Below are 21,901 nucleotides of genomic sequence, written 5' to 3' on the forward strand. Positions count from 1 at the left end.
TAGATGGGAGCGAAGGGAAGTCGACTCCTGCCGGAAAAGCAACAGGTGAAGGCCCCGCAGGAAGCGATTTTCTTCCGAGGAGACTGAAGCGTTGCCCGCGGAAAGCGACTTCCCGTAGCGTACATCTCCTTGGCAAGAACACTGATGTTTTAAAGACCAAGCGGTATTCTTGGTTTTTCTTAATTATTTTTTAATACATTCAGGATTCCAGATTAGGCAGAGAAGTTGAAAATTTATTATTTCTTAATAATCAGAATCACTGCTTCGGATGAATTATTGACATTAAAGTCCCCTTCCAAATGAACTCTATGATAAAATAGCGATACAGGTCAAACAAATAATGATATAAACACATAGGATATAGGAAGAATCGTAATTATGTCATTAGAGTCAATGAGGAGAGGATTGGAATGAAGAAAAAAGTTGGTATTGTTTTTGGAGGGAAATCATCAGAGCATGAGGTTTCTCTGCAATCTGCCAAAAATATTGTGGACGCAATTAATTTAGATAAGTATGAAGTATATCTGCTGGGGATTGATAAGCAGGGGAATTGGCATGTCAATGACCGTTCTCACTATTTAATAAATGAAGAGGATCCAAGCCTGATTGCATTAAATAAAACAGGGAAGGGAATTGCCATTGTCCCTGGAGCGGAAGAGAATCAAATTATTGAGACCGGCTCAAGTGTAAGCATGGACCAATTAGATGTTATTTTTCCAATTGTCCATGGCACACTCGGTGAAGATGGAAGCCTGCAGGGTATGCTGAGAATGGCCAATATTCCATTTGTAGGTTCTTCTGTACTTGGTTCAGCTCTCAGCATGGATAAGGATATTGCCAAGCGTCTGCTGAGCGATGCAGGCTTACATGTTGCCCGCGGATACAGCTTCCGTAAAGCCAAACAAAATCAAATCTCTTATCAGGATATTGCTGCGGAATTAGGAACACCATTATTTATTAAGCCGGCAAATCAAGGCTCTTCTGTTGGCGTACACAAGGTGGAGACGGAAGAAGCATTTAACCATGCTATTCAGGATGCATTTATGTATGATCACAAAGTTTTAGTTGAAGAGGCTGTCTCAGGGAGAGAGATAGAGTGTTCGGTTTTAGGTAATGAAAACCCGATTGCATCTGTACCAGGCGAGATTCTTCCAACCGTCGAATTTTATTCTTATGAAGCGAAGTATATTGATGAATCTGGAGCAAGCTTAGAAATACCTGCTGTATTGGACAAAGACGTGGCAGATCGAATTAAACAGACTGCTGTTCAAGCTTTTGAGGCTTTAAATTGTGAAGGCTTAGCCAGAGTAGATGTATTTTTAAAAGAGGATAATACGATTATTATTAATGAAATTAATACATTGCCCGGATTTACGAAGATAAGTATGTATCCAAAGCTTTGGGAAGAGAGCGGCGTTTCCTATCGGGAACTGATAGAGAAATTAATTGAACTGGCAATCGAAAGACATCAAAGAGATCAGCAGCTGAAGAGCTCTATTCAAAATTAAAGACGTAAAAGGATGATTGAATGTCTAGCGACAACATAGAAAACGGCGGTATCAAAGCATATTTACAAAACAATTTGCCGGCGCTGATTTTTCACTTTTTCCTGACAGTGTTTGCCATGCTAATGGTACTTTTCACGAATCAACTGCAAATGGTATTTTTCGGAGTTTTAATCGCGTATGTATTATTTGGATTTGCATTGAAAAATCAAGGAACGCTTTTAAAAAATAGTTTGACGGTTTCCCTGGTTTTTATCATTAATCTGATAATGTACACCTTGGTCCCGCTGGCAGTATCTGAGGCACTTATGTTTTATTCCTTGCCGTATCTTTATTTAGCATTGATTAATGGACAATTGATTTTCCTGGCTATTATATTGCCATCCATTTGTATGCTGATCGGGTTATATGTGAAAATAAGCATTATAAAACTAACAAATAAGAACGAGGCATAAATTTACAAAGAGGAGCTGTCATAGGGAAAACAGTTCCTCTTTGTAAAATAGCCTGGATTTCCTGTTAACAGATGGATAAGAATGGGTATACTATCAATAGAAATTAAACGGGAAAGGAGGGAACCGCGATTCTTAATAAACGTATTCGTCATATACAACGTTATCGAGAAATACTTGTTGCATTTTCCCGTAATGGCTTTGGGTATATTGTAAAGGAATTGGGATTGCAAAAGGTTGTTTCTTTGCCGGAAAGAGTTCTTAAAGGGAAGAAGGAAATACATAGAAAAACAACAGGAGAGCGAATTCGGCTTTTCCTGGAAGAATTAGGTCCGACCTTTGTGAAGCTTGGACAAATCGCAAGCACAAGAAGTGATTTGATTCCCCAAGGTATTATTAAAGAGCTGGAGAAGCTGCAGGATCAGGTCGGGAAAGTCTCCTATACCGAAATTCAGGAAATTATCGAGAGGGAATTGGGAGAGCCGATTCATGATATATTTAAAGAGTTTAACAAAGAGCCTATCGCCGCCGCCTCGATCGGACAGGTTCATTATGCTATTTTGCAGAGCGGGGAAGAAGTAGCTGTGAAGGTACAGCGCCCGAATATTGAAAAGAAAATTCATACGGATTTAGAGATTTTAATGAATTTTGCCACCCTTGCAGAAACACGTTTAGAGTGGGCTTATCAATATAAAATCACCGAAATCATTGAAGAATTTAAAGCATCCATCCTGGCCGAATTAGATTACACTTTGGAAGGACGGAACGCGCATAAAATTGCGATGAATTTCAAAAATGATAAAGAAGGCGTGAAAGTCCCTGATGTGTATTGGAAATATACAACCGAACGTGTGCTGACAATGGAATTTGTCAAAGGGATAAAGTTAGATGAGAATGTGCAGCTTATCCGGGAAGGCTATCAGCCCAAGGTAATTGCAGAAAAATTAATTCATAATTTATTTGAACAAATATTATTAGATGGTTTTTTTCATGCAGACCCGCACCCGGGTAATGTGATGATACTACCGGGTCATCAGCTGTTATTTATGGATTTTGGAATGGTCGGCCGGCTCACACCGTTAATGAAGGAGCATCTGACGGATATGATTATTGCGCTGGCCCGTCAAAATACGCATGCTATCGTGAAGGCTATCTATCGAATGGGTGTGGTCCCTGATGATGTCAATGATGATATGATGCGGGCAGATATTGAAGAGCTGCGGGATAAATATTATGATGTGCCTTTTAGCCAGGTAAGCTTGGGAGAAGCGGTGAATGATTTGTTCAGTGTTGCCTCCAAACACCAAATTCGTATTCCCGCTGATTTATCTTTGGTCGGGAAAACACTGGTAACTCTGGAAGGGACCGTAGAAAGGTTAGATCCGGATATCAGTATTGTTAAAATAGCACAGCCATTTGGAAAGAGGCTGATTAAAGAGAAATATCGCCCTAAAAAAATGGCAGAGGAAGTTTACGAGCAGGTCGACGATTATAAGGATATTATTTTAGATTTACCGGAGCATGTTAATGCGGTGTATAAGCTGATTCGGAAGGGGAAGGTGCCTTTGGAAATATCCGTTTCCAGAGTGGACATGATTCTTAAGAAGCTGGACAGAATCAGTAACCGTTTATCGTTCAGTATCGTCCTGTTATCGTTCAGTATTATTATGGTTGGATTAATTGTCGGTTCAGCAATCGCGGGAGAGGTTTCCTATTTTTGGAGTCTGCCAGTTATTGAAATTGGCTTTGTTGTTGCTGTGCTGATGTTTATATGGCTTATTTTTGCGATATTCAGGTCAGGAAGGTTTTAGCTTTAAACAGAGAAAAAGCTTATGTCAGAAGGGCTTGTCCCTTTCCTGACATAAGCTTTTTTGAATGCTACTTAGAATACTTTATCGCCGTTAAAGATAGAGTTTTTCACGACCACATAATCCACTGTGCGGATAGCATCTAACTGTCTGCCGCCGGCGTAAGAAATAGAGGATTGAAGATCTTGCTCCATTTCTGTCAATGTATCCTGAAGGGCACCTTTATGCTCTACGTACATTTTTTTGCCCTCTACGTTTTTCTTTTCTCCTTTTTGGAACTCCGATGCAGAACCAAAGTATTCCTTCAGCTTCTTGCCATCTTTTTCAATGGTTTCTCCTGGAGATTCTTCGTGACCGGCAAATAATGAACCGATCATAACCATGGACGCACCAAAACGTACGGATTTGGCAATATCGCCATGTGTACGGATACCGCCGTCTGCAATAATTGGTTTACTTGCAGCTTTTGCACACCAGCGCAGTGCTGCCAGCTGCCAGCCGCCCGTTCCAAAACCAGTTTTGATTTTAGTAATACATACTTTACCAGGTCCGATTCCTACTTTTGTAGCGTCCGCACCGGCATGCTCCAGCTCACGTACGGCTTCTGGAGTACCAACATTACCAGCAATTAAAAAGCTGTCTGGTAAATGCTTTTTAATATGCTTGATCATACGGATAACAGGTTCTGAATGACCGTGTGCAATATCAATGGTGATATATTCTGGAACTAAGTTATTTTCAGCAAGTGATTCCACAAAAGCATACTCGTCATCCTTCACTCCGACACTGATAGAAGCGAATAAATCTTGTTCTCGCATTGTTTTTATAAAATCAATACGTTTCTCAGGCTCGAAACGGTGCATAATATAGAAATAATTATTTTTAGCTAAATAGGTTGCAATATTTTCATCAATAATCGTCTGCATATTTGCAGGAACGACCGGTAATTTAAAGCTTCTTCCGCCAAACTCAATGGAGGTGTCGCATTCTGAACGGCTATTTACCACACATTTTGCGGGAACTAATTGGATATCTTCATAATCAAAAACATTTTCCATTTAAAACACTCCTAAACACGAATAAAATTTATATTGGATATTAAAAACATTCGCCTTTAGTAATTTAACCCAATCCAGGTATTTTGTCAATGTTTTATGCCTGTTTATCGACATAATAATTTGAAAAATAAGGCACTTCATGACAATCTATAGTTGGATTAATAAATATAGGGGGAAAGGTAAGGGGGGGTATTGTATACGCGACAACAACGTTTAATTAGAAAAGAACAATCATGCTATAATTGGAGGATAATCATATCAAAGTAATGAATTGGAAGGGGAATACACCATGGCCATATTTTCAAAAGATGCATTAGAAGGAAGACATGTATTAATAACCGGCGCAACTGGCGGAATAGGAAGAGAAACAGCGAAGATTGTCGCACAGATGGGGGCTAAGGTCACCATAACCGGACGGAATGCCGATAAGCTTGCAGAACTTAGACAGGAGCTGGAAGGTCTTACTGATGCTTCGAAGCTATTTGTGCAGCAGGCAGATATAACAGAGGAAGCGGAAAGAACGCAATTGGTCAGCAACGCACGGGACGCATTGGGATTTATCTCTGATTTAGTCAATGCCGCTGGAATTGCGGGAAACAAGACGGTGAATCAGCTGGAAGAAGCGGATATACAAGCCATGCTTACTGTAAATTATTTATCTGCATTCAGTCTGACCAAAGAAATTTATCAGGAGATGCAAGAGAAGCAGCAGGGGAATATCGTCAACGTGGCGTCTTTATCCGGTTTGCGGGGGACATATGGAAATAGTGCTTATGCTTCTTCTAAATTTGCGATGATCGGCTGGACACAGTCTATGGCTTTGGAAGCAATTGCATATAATATTCGTGTCAACGCAGTTTGTCCCGGTTTTGTTGATACAGAAATGGTACAAGGTTTATTTGAAGCAAAAGCGGAAAATACGAATCAATCCTATGAACAGGTAAGAAAAGCAGCAGAGGATTCGTTGCCTTCTCAAAAAATAACAGCTCCGGATGAGGTGGGCAATACGATTGCGTACCTGCTGACGGATGCTGCGCGAAATATTGTAGGGGAGTCGGTGAAAATTTCGGGCGGGGCTGTGATGCGTTAATGCACTAACCTTTTTCATTGGAAAAAGCTAATGGTTCAAATTGCACCATTAGCTTTTTTATACTTATTTTAAATTAAACTCTACTTCATGTCCTTTGGAAATATCTTCAGCATCCATATTTCTCATCGGGCCAATTTCAATTTCCATACTTTTATCTTTCCAAATTTTTTCATACATTTCTTTGTCTAACAGGAAAGTTTGCAGCAATTCTCCTTCTTCACCAGATGCGATACCACTACTATTGTCATAAGGATGAAACATTCCTTCACTTAAAAGATATTGAGATCCATCATTTACTGTGAGCCTTGAAGAAAGAGAGCTTAAGCCAATTTCTTCATCACCCTGGTTATCAATTTCAAATCTTATCGTAGCAACTACGATGTTATCAGGATCCTCATAACGAGCTGCTTCTTCGGCATTTGGAGTAAAATCAACAAATTGATAACCATCTAATGTAATTGTTACGTCTCCTAATTCGTCGCTCTCCCCAATGCCATCTTTTTGTTCAATCATTTCTTTATCGCCCATATTTTCAGCACTCAGTGCATCCTGATAAAAACCTTGGCTCTCTGTTTCCGCATTTTTTTCAGCACTGTCACCATCTAAAGGAAGGCTAAACTCGGTACCAGAACCAATACTGGAAGAATATTCATTATACTCTGTAGTTGGCGTAGGAACATCCAAAATAACATTTCCTTCTGCCAATATTGCTTCTAAATCTTCTGATCCAAAAGGATAAGCGTAATAGCCGGTCACTTCATCTCCAGATTCCACTAAGTATTCATTATCGGGGTTTAGCATACTTGATAATTGCTCATCTAAAGGGAGAAGCTCCCGATAATTTGTATAGAATTTTGTTGCTCCAACAAAATCTAAATCTAATGAAGGCATGTAATGTAAATCCTGATCAGAATCATTTTCTACCGTATATTGAGCTAAAATAACGCCGCCATCTGTTTCGTCATTAAAAGGAATACTGAAATTGGTATGAAAATCTTCTAATTCTACTAATTGGTATGCATCCAGTGTTACAGTTAAGCCTTCCATTTCATGAGATTGAGGCTCATCGTTCTCATAAAGAAGCGTAGCAGTACCTTCTGTTTCCTCTTCCATTGCAGTAATTAATGCATCAAAATCTGCATTAGAAGATTCTGCTTGAGCCTGTTCTTCCTCATCAGCATCTTCTTCAGCTTCTTGCTCTGCGTCTGCTTCATCGGAAGAAGCATCTTCATTTTCTACTTCTTCTTCCATTTGTTCTGGTTCCTCAGCTTTTTCCTCTGAGTCTTCTTCTGTTTCGTTTTCTTCTTGATTTGTTTCTTGTTCTTCCGCTTCTGCTGCGTCATCTTCATCACTAGAACCGCAAGCAGTTAAAGCGATTGCGAATACAGCTGCAAGAAGAACATAAAGCATTCTTTTTGACATCTAATACCTCCATATATTTAAAATATATATAATAGTAACATAATTTTAGGTGGAAAAATGTAAAAAGTCATAAAAAATTATCCTTTTTTGAAGAAAATTACCTGTTTTATTTGATTTTTTAAGAAATGGTAGTTGATAATTGATGGGGATATGATAAGGGCAGTTAAAAAGTTAGTATCAATTGAAGAAATATTTTATTAGAAATTTTTTAGATAAAAGAGAAAGTTCATGAAGAAAGTAAGCAAAAAAAGTTTATTACCTTATTGAATAAGAGGCATATTAATGACAAAAAAGTATTTCTAATTGTAAGGGGGGGTTAATTTGATAGAAAATAAAATAGAGTTTTATCATTCAAAAGGGAAGCTTTTTCTCGGAATCATTTTTTCATTATTACTTGTCGTTTTTGGGACCTTAATAATGTATATTGCCTATATAGAAGAAGCTATACTAATTATCGCTTTGGCATTGTTTATTATGGTTTTATTTAGTTTCTTTACCATTGCAAATATATTGAAAATATTCATCTGTTCTCCTTATATCACGATAACAGATGAATATCTGCAATTAGATTCATCTACGAAAAGTGAAGTAACCATTTATTTTACGGATATCGAATACATAAAGGTATCTAAAGTCTCATCTCAAAGCATCTTCGAGATTGTTTTATATAACGAAGGTGATTATTTTGCTCAATTATCCTTTCATAATAAAGTGAGATTATGTATGAATCGAGTAACTGGTTATTCTCCATTTACGATTAACCCAAAAGCTACACGAAAACAAGATCGCTCTCGATTACTAGAGACGTTAAATCTGATTATGCAACAATAAGTAAACAACGAAACTTCAATCTTTGAAACAGCACAAAAACAAAATGAAGAAACGGACTTTGTGTGAAAATATGATCTTACCCCGCCAATCACCCAAGCTTTCATTAGAAATTGGTGAAAAAAATCTAAACAAAAAATCAATAATTTGCATGTTAAAATCCGATTAAAAGAAATTGCGGAAAGAGAGTAAATCATGTAGAGGATGTAGAAATATGAAACACAATGCATTAAAAAAAATTAAGAACTTAAAAAAAGATATCTGGCGTTTAATTGTACTATTTGTTTGGATATTAATAATTGGTACTTTTGAAATTGAACTCACTTTTTGGACTACTTTCATTGTTGTTATGTCAACTATTATAATAGGTACCATGTTAAAACGTATTGTCGATAAGTGTGGAGATAATAATGAATTATCCTAACTTGTTCCTCGATAGGGAGCAAATGATGATAAAAAAAGTTTACGTAGGTGGCGCCCTCAAAAGTTAAAGAATTTATTATACTTTTGAATGGCTGGATTTAGTTCGATACTAGACTGGACTTCATTTGGTTAATTGAAAATACACCTGTATTCGGATTCTTTGAATTTGCCTATATCGGAATTCCTCTAACGATTATTGGTATTATTTACATGATGACGATTGGTTGTAAGCTTATTCCGAATCGGGAAACGGCTTTGGAAGAAGCTGATACGAAAAATGAAGAAGAAGCTACAAGCGAAGAAGCCACATGGAAACAAATGGTTGCCATTGGAGTTTTGCTGGCAGCAGTCGTTTTTATGATCTTTGAAGAGCAATTTGGAATTCCTTTGCATATTGTTTCTGTTATGGGGGCAATGGTTATTGTTTTAACACGTACGATGTCGGAGAAAAAAGCATACCGTTCCTTAGATTTCTCCACAATCATTTTAGTAGCCGCCATGATGCCGATGGCGACTGCTTTAGCAGAAACAGGCGCTGCACAGATGATTGCGGATTATGTACTGGAGATGGCAGGAAGCAACGCCGGACCGTATGTTATTACCGCTTTAATTTTCGGAGTAACCACTGTACTGACCTCTGTCATGTCCAATACAGCAGCGGCAGCACTTATGGCTCCGATTGGATTAGTTATCGCAGCAAGTATGGGAGTTGATCCAAAAGCAATTTTAATGACGGTTTGTGTAGGTGCTTCTGCAGCCTATGCCTCTCCTGTTGGCACACCGCCTAATACAATGATTTATGGTCCGGGAAATTATACATTCCTTGATTATATTAAATGCGGTTTTCCATTTTTGGTTATTCAGCTGATTGTATGCGTTGTCATTGTGCCGTTGATTTGGCCATTTTAAAGATTAATTATAATAAATAAGCAGTGAAAAATCATGCTGGATTTTTCACTGCTTATTTTAATTAATACATCGAATTTATTGTTTCTATCCTTTCCTATATACAATGTCTCCATCAACAATCGTCATTTCAATATTGGTATCTACTAATTCGTCTGCATTCTTCATTTGAAATGGGTCGGCAGAATAAACCGTCATATCTGCCAGCTTGCCGCGGGAAATGGTTCCTTTTAGCTTTTCTTCATTTGTTGTATAAGCTGCGTATTTTGTAAATAGATAAAAAGCTTCGTGCATGCTTAATTTTTGTTCTGGGTACCAGCCGCTGTGTGTTTCACCGGGAGCTTTTCTGGTAACTGCCGCATGAATCCCGAGTAAAGGATTCAACGGTTCAACAGGTGCATCTGAGCCACCGCCGCAGATAATGCCATTATCAAGTAATGTTTTCCAGGCATAGGCATAAGGCATGCGTGCTTTGCCAAGACGCTCTGTAACCCATGGATAGTCACTTGCAAGGAAGCGAGGCTGAATATCAACGATACGATCCGGCGTTGCAAGGCGCTTTACTAGGTCTGGATTAATGACCTGCGCATGTATCAGACGGTCTCTATAGGCGGATGCCGGAAATTGGTCCAGGGTATCAAGGACATTTTCCAATGCCTGGTCGCCAATTGTATGAACAGCAACAGGCATACCCATTTCCCTTGCGCGTTTTACGATAGTGTACAATGTATCCTGCGAGAGCATTGCTTCTCCAAATTGCCCGGGCTGATCGGAGTATGCTTCCTTCAATAGTGCCGTTCTTCTGCCGAAAGCACCGTCTGCAAATATTTTTACCGCTCCGATTTGCAGCATATTATTCCCATATCCAGTGTACATTCCCGCTGTATGCAGATCCTCTAAGAAAGGATAATCAATTAATAGATTTGCCCGCAGACCCATTTTTTCTTCATTTAATAATTCCTGATAGAGCTGGTAGGTTTGCTGTAAGCCGCCTAAATAAGCCGGATCATTGGAATGCACACTGGTTACACCATATCCAGAAACGGTGGAAATGGTTTTACGAAGTGCTTTTTTCCATGTTTGATAGGATTTATCAGGGATTTTTGCTTTAAATAATACCGCTGCTGATTCAAGAATTAAACCGGTGGGTTCTCCATTTGCATCCGTTACAATCTCGCCGCTCTCTGGAACAGCAAGCGTGCTGGAATAATTAATTTCCTCAAGCGCCTTCGAGTTAACAACGGCTGCATGCTCGCATATTCTTGTCAGAAAAAGCGGGTGGTGCGGGGCAGCCGCATCAAGCTCTTCTTTCGTAGGCAGACCGCCGTCAGTGAATAGATTTTCATCCCAGCCGGCGCCAAGCAGCCATTCTCCCTTGTCCAATGTATCGGCACGCTGTTTTATTTTATTTAAAAATACTTCTTTCTTTGTGACGCCGGTCACATCTAAATCAATAAACTTCATTGCCTGCATAGAAAGGTGGAGGTGTGTATCTGTTAACCCCGGCGTAGCAGCTTTTCCACCCAGATCAATTACCGCATCACTTTTTGCGCTCCAAAAAGAAAGCATTTGTTCATTGGATCCCATATCTATGAAATGTCCATCTTTAATAACAACAGCCTGTATAACTGGCTGCGAAGTTTGAAATGTATGTATGACCCCATTGGTATATATCTTTATCATGGAAACGCTCCTTATCTAAATTATCGTATGTTTTACATCGTTCAAAACGTATATTAAAAACGGACAGAATCATTTTACAGACGATTTGTAAACCCTAAATAGGAAAGTATTCTGTAAATGGCACTATGAATATATTTTATCAAAATTGTTTCATTTTGACAGCAGGCAGGATTGACATTTTCAGAAATTTTATTATATACTTGATTCAACAAAGTTGAACAGAAGGAAACTGGATTGAATTTTATTTGTAGTATATAAAGAGGGGTAATTTGCATGAGGTTATTGTAATACCTTGCAATATCTATGCTGGCTTATTTGGCGGGTCATGCACAATCGAGGTATATTTTCATAGCTTGAATTGAAAACGCATACAAAGGAGGGGTATGAATGTGTGGATTACCAAGCAATGTTTATTTAAAGGAAGTCGGACCAAGAGACGGTCTGCAGAACGAGCAGAAATGGATTTCTACAGAGGATAAGGTTGCATGGATTAATATGCTTTCCAAAACCGGCGTCTCGGAAATTGAGTATTCATCCTTTGTTCATCCAAAAATGATTCCTGCACTGAAGGATGCAAGGGAGGTAGGCAAACGGATCAACCGTGAAAAAGGGGTCGTCTATTCTGCTTTAGTACCGAATATGAAAGGGCTGGAGCACGCTTTAGAGGCTGGTATTGACGGTGCCTCCGTGTTTATGTCGGCGAGTGAGACGCATAACCTCAAAAATATTAATAAACGAATTCCAGAGACATATCCGATATTAACTGAGGTTATCAAAGAAGCTAAAAATGCCGGGAAAATAGTAACAGGCTATGTTTCTACGGTATTTGATTGTCCATACGAGGGACGGATTGCAGTAGAGGATGTGCTCAGTGTATGTGACCAATTAATTGAGAGCGGAGTGGACTATCTTTCCCTTGGTGATACCATTGGAACAGCTGTGCCGACGCAAGTGGAGAAATTGCTCAAAGGTCTTTTTCCTTATTTTCCAAAAGATAAACTGATACTACATTTTCATGATACGAGAGGAATGGCAATAGCTAATATCATGACGGCGCTTCACATGGGAATTACCCGTTTCGACAGTACCATCGGCGGCCTGGGCGGTTGTCCTTATGCACCGGGAGCTGCAGGTAATGTTGCTACCAATGATGTGCTGTATTTGTTAAACGGGCTGGGAATTGAGACAGGAATAAATGAGAAACGTATTCAGGAAGCAAGTATATATATTCAAAATAAGCTTGGAAAAACATTGCCGAGCAGATCGGTAGCTTATTTGAAAAATGCATGAAGATAAAACAAACAGCGGAAAAGTCTTGTCGAGCAAGTGATGGCAAGGCTTTTTGGTATGTTGCTAAGTATCGTTTCCCGTAAATGATATTCGAGAATAGATTGACTCTATTGGTTTGTCTGGATTATGATTAAATATACTATAAGAGGATGTTCAAGAAATATAATAGAACACGAATGACTATTTGGCAAAGGAAGGAATGAGCAGCATCGAATTACATAAAATTGGAGAGAAAATTAAGTATGCAAGACGCCGGGAAGATAAAACACAGCAAGAAATTGCGGACGCTTCCAATATCTCTAAAAGTCTGTTATCTAAAATTGAAAATGGACAGACTGCCTCCGCAATAGCGACGTTATCCCGAATTTGTGACGCTTTACATATACAGCTGTCATGGGTGCTGGATGATAAAGAAGAGCAGGATATTGTTATCCAAAAGAAGAGTAACCGCCCGCAAAAAGTAGGGGATGAAAGCATGGGGTATTCCTATGAAATTCTTGCTAACCGCTCCCAATATAGCGGGATTGAACCGACGATTGTCCATGTTACTCCAAAGTCTCTGAATTTGCGTGATGAAAAAACGTATACGCATTCACAGGACGAATTTATCTATATATTGGAAGGGGAAATTGAATTATTATATGATGGGAAAAAGCAGCTGCTCCAAACAGGCGACAGTGCTTATTTCGCAGGGTCCAAACCACATTTATTTCTCCCGGTAGATGAACAGGAGGCAAGGGTGTTGACCTGTTTTATTGACAGAGTCTGAATAAGGAAAGGAAACATAGGTCTAATTAATCAATATAACGTTTTTTATACTGGGAGGCAGAAGAATGAATTCACCTGAATGCCCTTTTTGTTATCCTTCTTTAATAAAAAAACAGCAAATCATATTGGAAAATGAAAAAGCAATGTTTTTACAATTAGAGGAAGCAAAGGAACCAGGGAGATCACTCGAAGGAGCTGGAGTGATTGTGACCAAAGCACATCGAGTCTATCCATTTGACTTAACAGATGGAGAATGGCTGGCAATAAAAGATCTTTTACAGCGAGCCAAAAATCTGATTGATGAAAAGCATGTGCCTTCCGGATATAACATTGGCTGGAACAGCGGGGAGGCAGCTGGTCAGTATATTATGCATGCGCATCTGCATGTATTGCCGCGCTATGAAGATGAACAGATGAGAGGAAAGGGCATACGTTATCTGTTTAAGCATGCATTAAATAGACGGCAGGGGAAGAAAGAAATTAATCTGGCTGCCGCCAGAAAAAGGCTGCATAATAAAAAATAGAAAGTAAACAAAAATCTCTGCTCATTTTAAAATGAACAGAGATTTTTATCTTTTGCTGCATTTGATTTCTGGTTTTATAACAATAAAGCTGTTCCTAAATACCTCTGGTTATGATTGGACATATTATTGGGCTATGGAGCAAAGTCCATTTGGCCGGTAATTAATAAGATAAATACGATTATCCAAAATATAAAGAAAGAAGAGGAAAGCATAAAAGATATAATCGGAATGGTATTTTTTTCTGTTTTCTTTCCTAATCCAATAATTGATAATATGATACCTGCTGCTGTAAGAAAAAATGTGATATAATCACCAGCTAAGTTTCCTATGTTAGCTATCCTTGTAGGGGTTATGAAAACGATGAAAAAGCAGATAACACCTATGATAAAAGCAAAATAGCTAATAAGGCCATGTTTTTTCAGCCTATCAGGTTCATTTTTCAAATTAACACCTCTTTATTCAAAGTAAAGCATGATACATCCGGATAGTCAGAGAAACAACTTTATTGCCGTGCCGCAACTATTGCTGTCTTACATTAGTTATCATTATTTTCTTCGCTTGTTTTCGCTGCAGCTACTTCTGATGCCGCTGGTGCAGGAGTTTCTTTCGATTGCGGTTTAGCATTGCCTTTCGATGCACCTGCCAGTAATTCCTTAATATCGATTCCAGAGGTTTCTTTTAGATTTTCCTGCAATGTACTGATTAAGTTGGTTGCATAGCTGGAAACTTTGTTTGCTCCGCCATTAGCGCCATTGCTTCCTGTATCGACTACTGTAATCTTATCAATATTGGATAATGGGCTTGCAACTTGTTTTGCATAATCTGGAAGCATTTTGATAACCATATCAAGAATAGCTGCTTCTCCATATTGTTCAAAGGCTTGAGCGACTTTTTCTTTCGCTTCTGCTTCCGCAAGACCTTTCAAGCGGATAACCTCTGCTTCTGATTCCCCTTGTGCACGTTCTGCATCTGCTTTCGCAAGACCGTCAACACGGATTTTTTCAGCTTCTGCACGAGCTGCTGTTTCAATACGATATTGGTTCGCATCTGCGGTAGCCATTTCTCTTGCTTTTTCAGCAATTGCAGATTGCTCCACGGAATATCTGTCCGCATCTGCTTTTTTCTTAACTTCTGAATCATATTGCTTCTCACGACGCAAAATTTCTTTTTCTTCCAATTCAATTTGCTTTTGACGCTCGATGATTTTAATTTGCATTTCTTGTTCCGTAACTTCCTGTTTGGAACGGGCTGTTTCAAAATCATAAGCTTGGTCCGCGCGTGCTTTTGCAGTATCCTGTTCACGACGGTATTCAGATGTTTTTAATTGATTTTCTTTTTCTGATTCTGCAATCTCGGTTGCCCGTTGCAATTCTGCACGTTTTGCATCTTTTGCTGCTTCCGCACGCTTGATTCTCGTTTCTTTCTCTGCTTCAGCTGTAGCGATATCTGCATCACGTTTTACTTGTGCAATACGGGGCTTACCAAGTGATTCTAAGTATCCATTTGTATCTCTTACATCTTTAATCGTAAAGGATACGATAACTAATCCCATCTTAGCTAAGTCGTTAGAAGCAACCCGCTGTACTTCCTGAGAAAACTTGTCACGGTTTTTATAGATTTCTTCAACCGTCATCGAACCAAGGATGGAACGTAGATGACCTTCCAGTACTTCTTTCGCTTCCAGCTCCCGGTCCTGTTTAGATTTTCCAAGGAATTGTTCTGCTGCTGTAGCAATTTCACTGATTGATCCGCCTATTTTAAAAATTGCTGTACCATCTGCTAAAACAGGAACACCTTGTTCTGTGTAAACTTCTGGAGTAGTTACCTCCAATTTACTAGATAAAAGACTAAGTGGTTCTGCTTGTTGAAAGACAGGAACGACGAATGTTCCGCCGCCGCGAATAATTTTAATTTTATTTCCGGCTTCATCTACGTGAACATTCTTTCCACCTAAATAACTTCCTGTAACAATGAGCGCTTCATCGGGACCGGCTGTACGGTACTTGGTTACAAATAGACCAAGCAGTGCCAAAAGAAGCGCGGCTGCTACAATAATAACAATCCACAATTCTGACATGATTTTCCTCCTCTAAGTTTTATTTTTCCGGCTGCCGGCCCCTGCGGGTAAGAGGGGAGCAGCCGGAAATACTTCACTAACATTCTCTCTATTTAAAAAGGAATGAAGCTTCAGTATATGTGAAAAGCTAATCTTTAATTAGCTAATCCAACGATTGATAGGGGCTGACATAAAAAACACCATCTTTAATTTCGATAATTAAAACACGCTCATCCTGAGAGATTGCTTCATTATCATAGCTGACAGCCGGTTTTGAGATAACTCCGCTTTTCCATTGCACCATTACTTCTCCATAACCATCTATCGGAATAGATACAATCGCAGTCCCTACACTGCCAATGAGAGCATCTTCTGAATATCCCCATGATTGTTCAGCTGATCGGATTGGAACAAGAACAAATAAATGCAGGAGAGTTACAAAAATGATACTTGATATAGAAGCAATAATTAGAATGACTAGACTTGACCAGTCCATGAACCATTCGAGAATATATCCCATGGCAGATAAAAAAATGAAAAAGGAAAGAACGAGCACCGGATGCAGGAAAGGGATGGATTCAAAAATGCCATCCAATAAATCTCCAAATAATAAAACAACAACGGTTAAAATTGCTGCTATAATCAGTATCCATAAATATAAATCTTGTATAGCGTAACCAAATAAAGTCAATATGTACCCTCCCTTTTTCCTTGTCTTACTTATATGTACGTTTATTGTTACAGTTTGGTTTCAATTTTTTGGAGAAAACGATGCGTTTTATATTATTATAATAAAACAGAGGCTCTTTTATGAAAAGAGCCTCTTTCCCTATTTAATAGTGTATTGGTTTTGTTTGTACGTTTTTATGTTAAGTATCTAAAAGAACTAGCTGATTCATTAACTCATCTAATTCTTGGCTGCAGTTAACGGTTTCTTTGGCTCCCAAGCCATTCTTTTGTGCTTGTTGTAACATTTCACTTCTTTTTTGAACAATTGATAGTACAATGGCCTCCCTGTTGTACTCATCAATCTTTACTTCTTCTTTCATATCCTTTACGATGCACCTTTCTTAGTAATATTTGGCTGCGATGAATAATGTAATAAAAGCTTATTATTAAAGTACCAAAAGAATTATCGCAAAAAGAGAAAAAAAATGAAATGCTTTCGACAAAACTAGTGGTTTTTCTTTCTCATTTTTTTAAAAAATGGTCTGAGAGTCTTACTCATAAAATAGTAGTTTAGTGATTTTACTGAATAATCGGGCATCATTATTTTCCTTTTCCTTTAAAATATATCAATACAGGCCATTATCTAGCTGGTTGTAGAGGAAGGTTTCTGTTTAATTAGCAGTGCACGAGTGTATTCCTCGGAAATATGCATTAATATTTGATTTTTCGATATATTTAGTAAAAATATGATGTTGTTCTAAAGAAGAGTGCGGTGCACTCTTACAAAGATAGTCTCCTTATTTCACAGCGGGGAGGGGAACCGTTTTTTGCAAGCACGGTAGCTATAAGGCTAACATGCATTTTTCTAAAGCTTGACTTGTTGATTAAGTAATGTTTTGCTTTTTAACCAATTAAATAAAGAGAGAAAAAAACTCTCTTTTTATTTAACTGTCTTTGATTTCATCAAAAACGACATCTGTCTGCGGATATTTTCAGATCTGGAAACAGTTTTAAACGTTAATGAAAAAGAAGGTATATCAAATGTCGAGATGGTATTTTTTAATTTTTTGATATAAGGTAACACGAGATACACCAAGCTGTTTAGCTGCCTTTGATTTATTGCCGTTACATAATTCCAATGCTTGTTCAATTGATATTTTCTCCAAATTTTCCTTCTCCAGCGGCAGTGTTTCCGTATGTGGCAAGGGAGGATTTGAAAAGGAGACCGGGAGAAAGCTTAATACATCCTGTCTGGTTAAGGTTGTTCCCTCATGCAGGATAATGATTCTTTCCATCAGGTTTCTGATTTCTCTTATATTCCCAGGCCAATGATATTGCTGCAGGGCTTCCATTGTTTCGTCAGGTATCTCTGGAATAGAAGTCTGATACTTCGCAGCAAATTGCTTTAAAAATGTTTTTGCCAGAATGCTGATATCTTTTTTTCTATCACGCAGAGGAGGCATGGTCAATTGAATAACATTTAATCGGTAAAATAGATCCGATCTGAATTTATTCTCTTGCATCAGCTTTTCTAAATCCTGATTTGTTGCAGCTACAAAGCGGACATCAATTTGTTTTCCGCCTGAGTCGCCGATACGGTAAATACGGTTTTCCTGCAGAACACGCAAAAGCTTTACCTGCATATCTAAGGGAAGCTCACCTACTTCATCTAAAAAGACTGTGCCGCCATCAGCCATTTCGATTTTCCCTGCTTTCCCTCCTTTTTCTGCACCGGTAAAGGAGCCGCTCTCATAGCCAAATAACTCACTTTCAAACAACGCCTGCGGGATGGCGCCGCAATTGACAGGAATAAAAGGGGCATTCTTTCTTTTGCTGGCATCATGAATCGCCCGGGCACATACCTCTTTCCCTGTACCGCTTTCTCCAAGAATCAAGGTGGTTGCATCGGTTCCGGCAGTTTTACTGGCGAGCCGGATCATTTGGTGGAGTGCCTGACTGTCTCCTTTTAATTTAGCAAAGGGAGAGCTGGAAGAGGCGGGAGTCATTTTTTGCTTTAGCTCCTGCAGCTCTTGGGAGGTGCTTTCTAAATTATCGTTCAGCTTCACGATGTGGGTAATATCCCGTTCAATCGAAATCACACCGATTAAAGTATTTTCCTGATTAAAGACAGGGGAGGAATTGACCACAACATGCTTATCTTTCCTTGGTCTGTGATAAGCATTTTTAACAGGCTCTTTTGTGTTTAAAACCTTCATCACCATCAGGTCATCATGCGAAAAAAAGTTTGTGATAGGCTGATTGATAATTTGTTCTTTATCGATTTGATAGGTTTGTTCGGCAGCATGGTTCCAATAGATTACTTTTTGTTCCGTGTTTACAATTGTAATGGCGTCATCTTCAGATTGTAATAATTCCTCAAAGAAAAAAAGTTCATTCATAAACTCACCTCGTAAGTGTAAAGTAATCTGTAAACCGTCTATACAATATGTGTAATTTTCCTTTACACTATTGTAAAGGTGATTTGCAATAAAAGGCAATAGAAAATCATAAAATAATGAAATCGCTTCCATTATTCGCAAGCTTTTATCAGGTGTTTTTATTAATAATGATAATACTGGCATGTTTTTTGCATATAGATTGATAGGAAAACAGAATTAAATTATCTACTAGGAGGTATGTTACATGGTGCAGCCATTTACACATGAACCATTTACAAATTTTAAGAAAGAAGAGAATAGAAAAGAGCTGGAGGGAGCATTACGTTCTGTCCGCGCGGAGCTGGGTAAAGATTATCCGCTGGTTATCAACGGAGAAAAAGTTTACACAGAGGATAAACTGGTATCCATTAACTCAGCTAATAAGGAAGAAGTGGTTGGAAACGTATCAAAAGCAACAAAGGACCATGTTGAACAGGCTTTTCAGGCAGCAGTACAAGCTTATGAAACCTGGAGAAAAGTACCTGTGGAAGACCGTGCGCATGTTTTATTCCGTGCGGCCGCTATTGTCCGCCGCCGTAAGCATAAATTTTCTGCTTGGCTGATTCAGGATGCCGGCAAGCCTTGGGATCAGGCGGATGGCGATATTGCAGAGGGCATTGACTTTTTAGAATATTATGGGCGCCAGATGCTGGAGCTTGATCAGGGAAAACATGTAGAAGACCGTATTACGGAAAATAATAAATATTTTTATAAAGCAATGGGTCCCGGCGTTGTTATCCCACCATGGAATTTTGCATTTGCTATTGTGTGCGGAACGGTTGCTGCTCCGATTGTTGCTGGAAATCCGGTCTTATTGAAGCCTTCTGAAAATACACCAGTGATTGCATATAAGCTTGTAGAAGTATTAGAAGAAGCTGGTCTGCCTAAGGGCGTATTAAATTTTGTGCCGGGTGATCCAAAGGAAATTGGCGATTATCTGGTAGACCACAAAGATACACATTTTATTAACTTTACCGGTTCACGAGCGACTGGTGTCCGTATTTTTGAACGTGCAGCTAAAATACAAGATGGACAGCAGCATCTGAAGCGGGTTGTTGCAGAAATGGGCGGGAAGGACACAATTATTGTTGATGAAACAGCTGATTTAGATTTGGCTGCTGAGTCAATTGTTCATTCTGCATTCGGATTCTCCGGGCAAAAATGCTCTGCATGCTCCCGTGCAATCATCCATGAGGATGTCTACGATGAAGTTATCAGGAAATCAGTTGAAATTGCCAAAACATTAACTGTCGGCAATCCATCCGAAGAAAATGTGTATATGGCTTCGGTCATTAACCAGACACAATTTGATAAAATCAAAAACTATATTGAAATTGGCAAGGAAGAAGGAGAGCTTGTTTTCGGTGGAGAAACAGATGACTCTAAAGGCTTCTTTATCTATCCAACTATTTTCAAGGATCTGAACCCTAAAGCACGTATCATGCAAGAGGAAATCTTTGGACCTGTCGTTGCGTTTGCAAAGGCAAAAGACTTTGATGAGCTGTTAGAGATTGCAAACAATACGGAATATGGGTTAACAGGAGCGGTTATTTCTACAAATCGCGCTCATTTAGAACGTGCCCGGGAGGATTTCCATGTCGGCAACCTGTATTTTAACCGCGGCTGTACAGCAGCAATTGTCGGTTACCAGCCGTTTGGCGGGTTTAAAATGTCAGGAACTGATTCAAAGGCAGGAGGTCCGGATTACCTGCAGCATTTCTTAGAGGCTAAAATTGTGTCAGAACAATTTTAATAGATAGCAGCTTGCCTGTGAACAGAAGCAGAAATCGTTTTTTCTGTTCACAGGAAGCATTTAAAATGAAGAGCTTGTTTTGAAGATGGGGGGATATTGGGTTATGGCTAATTTAGCTAGAAATTTTTTTATAGGACTTTCCAATAATGACTTTTTAAATAAAAGCGCGAGAAAATTTGGAACGCGGTTTGGAGCAGAACGTTTCGTAGCCGGAACCGTTTTCGATGCCATTGTTCCTGTGATAAGAGAGTTGAATCAAAAACAGATATCTTGTACAATGGACCACCTCGGAGAGTTTGTAACAGATAGAAATGAAGCGGTGCATGCAAAAGAGAAAATCATAGCGATGCTCCGCCAAATCAAGGAAGAGCATTTGGATTGCCATATTTCTATTAAACTGACGCAGCTGGGGCTGGATATTGAAGAATCTTTTTGTATTGAAAATGTGGAGCAGATTCTAGACGTGGCTCATGCATGTGACATTTTTGTGAACATAGATATGGAGAAGTATATCCACTATGAGAAAACCCTGGAGATTCTGAAAAGTCTTCGAAAAAGCTATACCAATGTCGGTACTGTTATACAGACATACTTGCTTGATGCAGAGAAGGATTTAAGCGGTCTTGAAGATGTGCGTCTGCGCATCGTAAAGGGCGCCTATAAGGAAGACAGTACAGTTGCGTATTCCTCTAAAGAGGACATTGATAAGAATTTCCTGATGATAGCAAAGAAAAGGTTGCTTGGAAAAGCTTTTACATCTATCGCAACGCATGATCATCGTATCATTCAGGAATTAAAGGAGTTTATCGAGGAACATCATATTTCAAAAGATCGTTTTGAATTTCAAATGCTTTATGGTTTTCGAGTCGATATGCAGCATCAACTAGTAAAAGAGGGATTTCGATTCTGCACATACATCCCCTTTGGAGAGGATTGGTTCGGATATTTTATGCGCCGTTTGGCAGAGAGACCGCAGAACCTGAATCTTCTTATGAAAGATGTTTTTTATACTGAGGAGGATAAGCTGAAAAAGCAGCCGATTATTATTGGAACTGCAGCGTTAACATTGTTGCTTTTTTTGGGGAGACGGAGGAAGAAGGAGCAGAATAACTGATAACTTAAAAAGGGTTGTTTCTAATACCGTCTTTTTCAACGCCTGTCGCTAGAGATAGGATGATGATCAAAATACAAATTACAAGTTTTACACTTGTTATTATAAATTTTATCA

General features: G+C 38.9%; 20 protein-coding genes. 12 read left to right on the plus strand and 8 right to left on the minus strand.

Annotated features, from left to right (window positions below):
• Positions 1-410: 410 nt before the first annotated feature.
• The 3 genes from ddlA to ACFO3P_RS22685 all read left to right on the plus strand — a co-directional run bounded on the left by ddlA (position 411) and on the right by ACFO3P_RS22685 (position 3,768).
• Positions 411-1,508, plus strand: coding sequence for a D-alanine--D-alanine ligase (ddlA, locus tag ACFO3P_RS22675; RefSeq protein ID WP_289584830.1), 1,098 nt, complete (start codon positions 411-413; stop codon positions 1,506-1,508).
• A 20-nt stretch (positions 1,509-1,528) separates the two neighbouring features.
• Positions 1,529-1,960, plus strand: a complete 432-nt coding sequence (locus ACFO3P_RS22680) for a hypothetical protein (protein ID WP_042534586.1) — start codon at positions 1,529-1,531, stop codon at positions 1,958-1,960.
• Between the two features lie 128 nt (positions 1,961-2,088).
• Positions 2,089-3,768, plus strand: a complete 1,680-nt coding sequence (locus tag ACFO3P_RS22685; protein WP_379542635.1) for an ABC1 kinase family protein — start codon at positions 2,089-2,091, stop codon at positions 3,766-3,768.
• A gap of 71 nt (positions 3,769-3,839) precedes the next feature.
• Here the strand turns inward: ACFO3P_RS22685 and guaC are convergent, their stop codons facing one another.
• Entirely contained in the window at positions 3,840-4,823 is a 984-nt protein-coding gene (gene guaC, locus ACFO3P_RS22690; protein WP_289584829.1) for a GMP reductase, read from the minus strand.
• Between the two features lie 289 nt (positions 4,824-5,112).
• On the opposite strand from guaC, the gene ACFO3P_RS22695 reads away from it, so the two are divergent.
• Positions 5,113-5,913 carry an SDR family NAD(P)-dependent oxidoreductase gene (locus ACFO3P_RS22695; protein WP_042534580.1) on the plus strand — a complete coding sequence of 267 codons (801 nt, stop codon included), beginning with the start codon at positions 5,113-5,115 and terminating at the stop codon, positions 5,911-5,913.
• A gap of 63 nt (positions 5,914-5,976) precedes the next feature.
• Here the strand turns inward: ACFO3P_RS22695 and ACFO3P_RS22700 are convergent, their stop codons facing one another.
• Positions 5,977-7,335 carry a DUF5068 domain-containing protein gene (locus ACFO3P_RS22700; RefSeq protein ID WP_379542628.1) on the minus strand — a complete coding sequence of 453 codons (1,359 nt, stop codon included), beginning with the start codon at positions 7,333-7,335 and terminating at the stop codon, positions 5,977-5,979.
• Between the two features lie 321 nt (positions 7,336-7,656).
• Between ACFO3P_RS22700 and ACFO3P_RS22705 the strand changes: the two genes are divergently transcribed.
• From ACFO3P_RS22705 to ACFO3P_RS22715, 3 genes are all read left to right on the plus strand, one after another.
• Entirely contained in the window at positions 7,657-8,166 is a 510-nt protein-coding gene (locus ACFO3P_RS22705) for an STM3941 family protein (RefSeq protein WP_379542629.1), read from the plus strand.
• Positions 8,167-8,377: 211 nt separating this feature from the next.
• A complete protein-coding gene (locus tag ACFO3P_RS22710; RefSeq protein WP_042534574.1) occupies positions 8,378-8,587 on the plus strand; it encodes a hypothetical protein in 210 nt (69 codons plus the stop codon).
• Between the two features lie 131 nt (positions 8,588-8,718).
• Positions 8,719-9,495, plus strand: a complete 777-nt coding sequence (locus ACFO3P_RS22715; RefSeq protein ID WP_379542637.1) for an SLC13 family permease — start codon at positions 8,719-8,721, stop codon at positions 9,493-9,495.
• 84 nt (positions 9,496-9,579) lie between these two features.
• Here the strand turns inward: ACFO3P_RS22715 and ACFO3P_RS22720 are convergent, their stop codons facing one another.
• A complete protein-coding gene (locus ACFO3P_RS22720; protein WP_379542630.1) occupies positions 9,580-11,175 on the minus strand; it encodes an amidohydrolase in 1,596 nt (531 codons plus the stop codon).
• Between the two features lie 387 nt (positions 11,176-11,562).
• Between ACFO3P_RS22720 and ACFO3P_RS22725 the strand changes: the two genes are divergently transcribed.
• The 3 genes from ACFO3P_RS22725 to ACFO3P_RS22735 all read left to right on the plus strand — a co-directional run bounded on the left by ACFO3P_RS22725 (position 11,563) and on the right by ACFO3P_RS22735 (position 13,757).
• On the plus strand, positions 11,563-12,465 hold the full coding sequence (locus tag ACFO3P_RS22725; protein ID WP_256704779.1) for a hydroxymethylglutaryl-CoA lyase: 903 nt from the start codon (positions 11,563-11,565) through the stop codon (positions 12,463-12,465).
• A 199-nt stretch (positions 12,466-12,664) separates the two neighbouring features.
• Positions 12,665-13,234 carry a helix-turn-helix domain-containing protein gene (locus ACFO3P_RS22730; protein ID WP_042536301.1) on the plus strand — a complete coding sequence of 190 codons (570 nt, stop codon included), beginning with the start codon at positions 12,665-12,667 and terminating at the stop codon, positions 13,232-13,234.
• 64 nt (positions 13,235-13,298) lie between these two features.
• A complete protein-coding gene (locus ACFO3P_RS22735; protein ID WP_379542631.1) occupies positions 13,299-13,757 on the plus strand; it encodes an HIT family protein in 459 nt (152 codons plus the stop codon).
• A 131-nt stretch (positions 13,758-13,888) separates the two neighbouring features.
• On the opposite strand, the gene ACFO3P_RS22740 is transcribed toward ACFO3P_RS22735, so the two are convergent.
• The 5 genes from ACFO3P_RS22740 to ACFO3P_RS22760 all read right to left on the minus strand — a co-directional run bounded on the left by ACFO3P_RS22740 (position 13,889) and on the right by ACFO3P_RS22760 (position 18,881).
• Positions 13,889-14,200: a hypothetical protein gene (locus ACFO3P_RS22740; RefSeq protein WP_341173020.1), complete on the minus strand. Its 312-nt coding sequence runs from the start codon at positions 14,198-14,200 to the stop codon at positions 13,889-13,891.
• Positions 14,201-14,292: 92 nt separating this feature from the next.
• Positions 14,293-15,834 carry a flotillin family protein gene (locus tag ACFO3P_RS22745; RefSeq protein WP_042534557.1) on the minus strand — a complete coding sequence of 514 codons (1,542 nt, stop codon included), beginning with the start codon at positions 15,832-15,834 and terminating at the stop codon, positions 14,293-14,295.
• A gap of 142 nt (positions 15,835-15,976) precedes the next feature.
• On the minus strand, positions 15,977-16,504 hold the full coding sequence (locus tag ACFO3P_RS22750) for an NfeD family membrane protein (RefSeq protein ID WP_042534555.1): 528 nt from the start codon (positions 16,502-16,504) through the stop codon (positions 15,977-15,979).
• Between the two features lie 178 nt (positions 16,505-16,682).
• Positions 16,683-16,862: an aspartyl-phosphate phosphatase Spo0E family protein gene (locus ACFO3P_RS22755; protein WP_042534554.1), complete on the minus strand. Its 180-nt coding sequence runs from the start codon at positions 16,860-16,862 to the stop codon at positions 16,683-16,685.
• A 657-nt stretch (positions 16,863-17,519) separates the two neighbouring features.
• Positions 17,520-18,881, minus strand: a complete 1,362-nt coding sequence (locus tag ACFO3P_RS22760) for a sigma-54 interaction domain-containing protein (protein ID WP_193064830.1) — start codon at positions 18,879-18,881, stop codon at positions 17,520-17,522.
• A 244-nt stretch (positions 18,882-19,125) separates the two neighbouring features.
• Between ACFO3P_RS22760 and pruA the strand changes: the two genes are divergently transcribed.
• Together pruA and ACFO3P_RS22770 are read left to right on the plus strand one after the other, a co-directional pair.
• Positions 19,126-20,673 carry an L-glutamate gamma-semialdehyde dehydrogenase gene (gene pruA, locus ACFO3P_RS22765; protein WP_379542633.1) on the plus strand — a complete coding sequence of 516 codons (1,548 nt, stop codon included), beginning with the start codon at positions 19,126-19,128 and terminating at the stop codon, positions 20,671-20,673.
• 103 nt (positions 20,674-20,776) lie between these two features.
• Positions 20,777-21,787, plus strand: a complete 1,011-nt coding sequence (locus ACFO3P_RS22770; protein ID WP_042534548.1) for a proline dehydrogenase family protein — start codon at positions 20,777-20,779, stop codon at positions 21,785-21,787.
• Positions 21,788-21,901 lie beyond the last annotated feature (114 nt).

The sequence above is a fragment of the Oceanobacillus aidingensis genome (genome assembly GCF_042654105.1).
Lineage (GTDB): Bacteria > Bacillota > Bacilli > Bacillales > Amphibacillaceae > Oceanobacillus > Oceanobacillus oncorhynchi.

Bases quoted from the DNA above. Each gene is read 5' to 3' on its own strand.
- ddlA (WP_289584830.1), top strand. From the start codon at position 411: ATGAAGAAAAAAGTTGGTATTGTTTTTGGAGGGAAATCATCAGAGCAT.
- ACFO3P_RS22680 (WP_042534586.1), top strand. From the start codon at position 1,529: ATGTCTAGCGACAACATAGAAAACGGCGGTATCAAAGCATATTTACAA.
- guaC (WP_289584829.1), bottom strand. From the start codon at position 4,823: ATGGAAAATGTTTTTGATTATGAAGATATCCAATTAGTTCCCGCAAAA.
- ACFO3P_RS22695 (WP_042534580.1), top strand. From the start codon at position 5,113: ATGGCCATATTTTCAAAAGATGCATTAGAAGGAAGACATGTATTAATA.
- ACFO3P_RS22700 (WP_379542628.1), bottom strand. From the start codon at position 7,335: ATGTCAAAAAGAATGCTTTATGTTCTTCTTGCAGCTGTATTCGCAATC.
- ACFO3P_RS22710 (WP_042534574.1), top strand. From the start codon at position 8,378: ATGAAACACAATGCATTAAAAAAAATTAAGAACTTAAAAAAAGATATC.
- ACFO3P_RS22720 (WP_379542630.1), bottom strand. From the start codon at position 11,175: ATGATAAAGATATATACCAATGGGGTCATACATACATTTCAAACTTCG.
- ACFO3P_RS22725 (WP_256704779.1), top strand. From the start codon at position 11,563: ATGTGTGGATTACCAAGCAATGTTTATTTAAAGGAAGTCGGACCAAGA.
- ACFO3P_RS22730 (WP_042536301.1), top strand. From the start codon at position 12,665: ATGAGCAGCATCGAATTACATAAAATTGGAGAGAAAATTAAGTATGCA.
- ACFO3P_RS22735 (WP_379542631.1), top strand. From the start codon at position 13,299: ATGAATTCACCTGAATGCCCTTTTTGTTATCCTTCTTTAATAAAAAAA.
- ACFO3P_RS22745 (WP_042534557.1), bottom strand. From the start codon at position 15,834: ATGTCAGAATTGTGGATTGTTATTATTGTAGCAGCCGCGCTTCTTTTG.
- ACFO3P_RS22755 (WP_042534554.1), bottom strand. From the start codon at position 16,862: ATGAAAGAAGAAGTAAAGATTGATGAGTACAACAGGGAGGCCATTGTA.
- ACFO3P_RS22760 (WP_193064830.1), bottom strand. From the start codon at position 18,881: ATGAATGAACTTTTTTTCTTTGAGGAATTATTACAATCTGAAGATGAC.
- pruA (WP_379542633.1), top strand. From the start codon at position 19,126: ATGGTGCAGCCATTTACACATGAACCATTTACAAATTTTAAGAAAGAA.
- ACFO3P_RS22770 (WP_042534548.1), top strand. From the start codon at position 20,777: ATGGCTAATTTAGCTAGAAATTTTTTTATAGGACTTTCCAATAATGAC.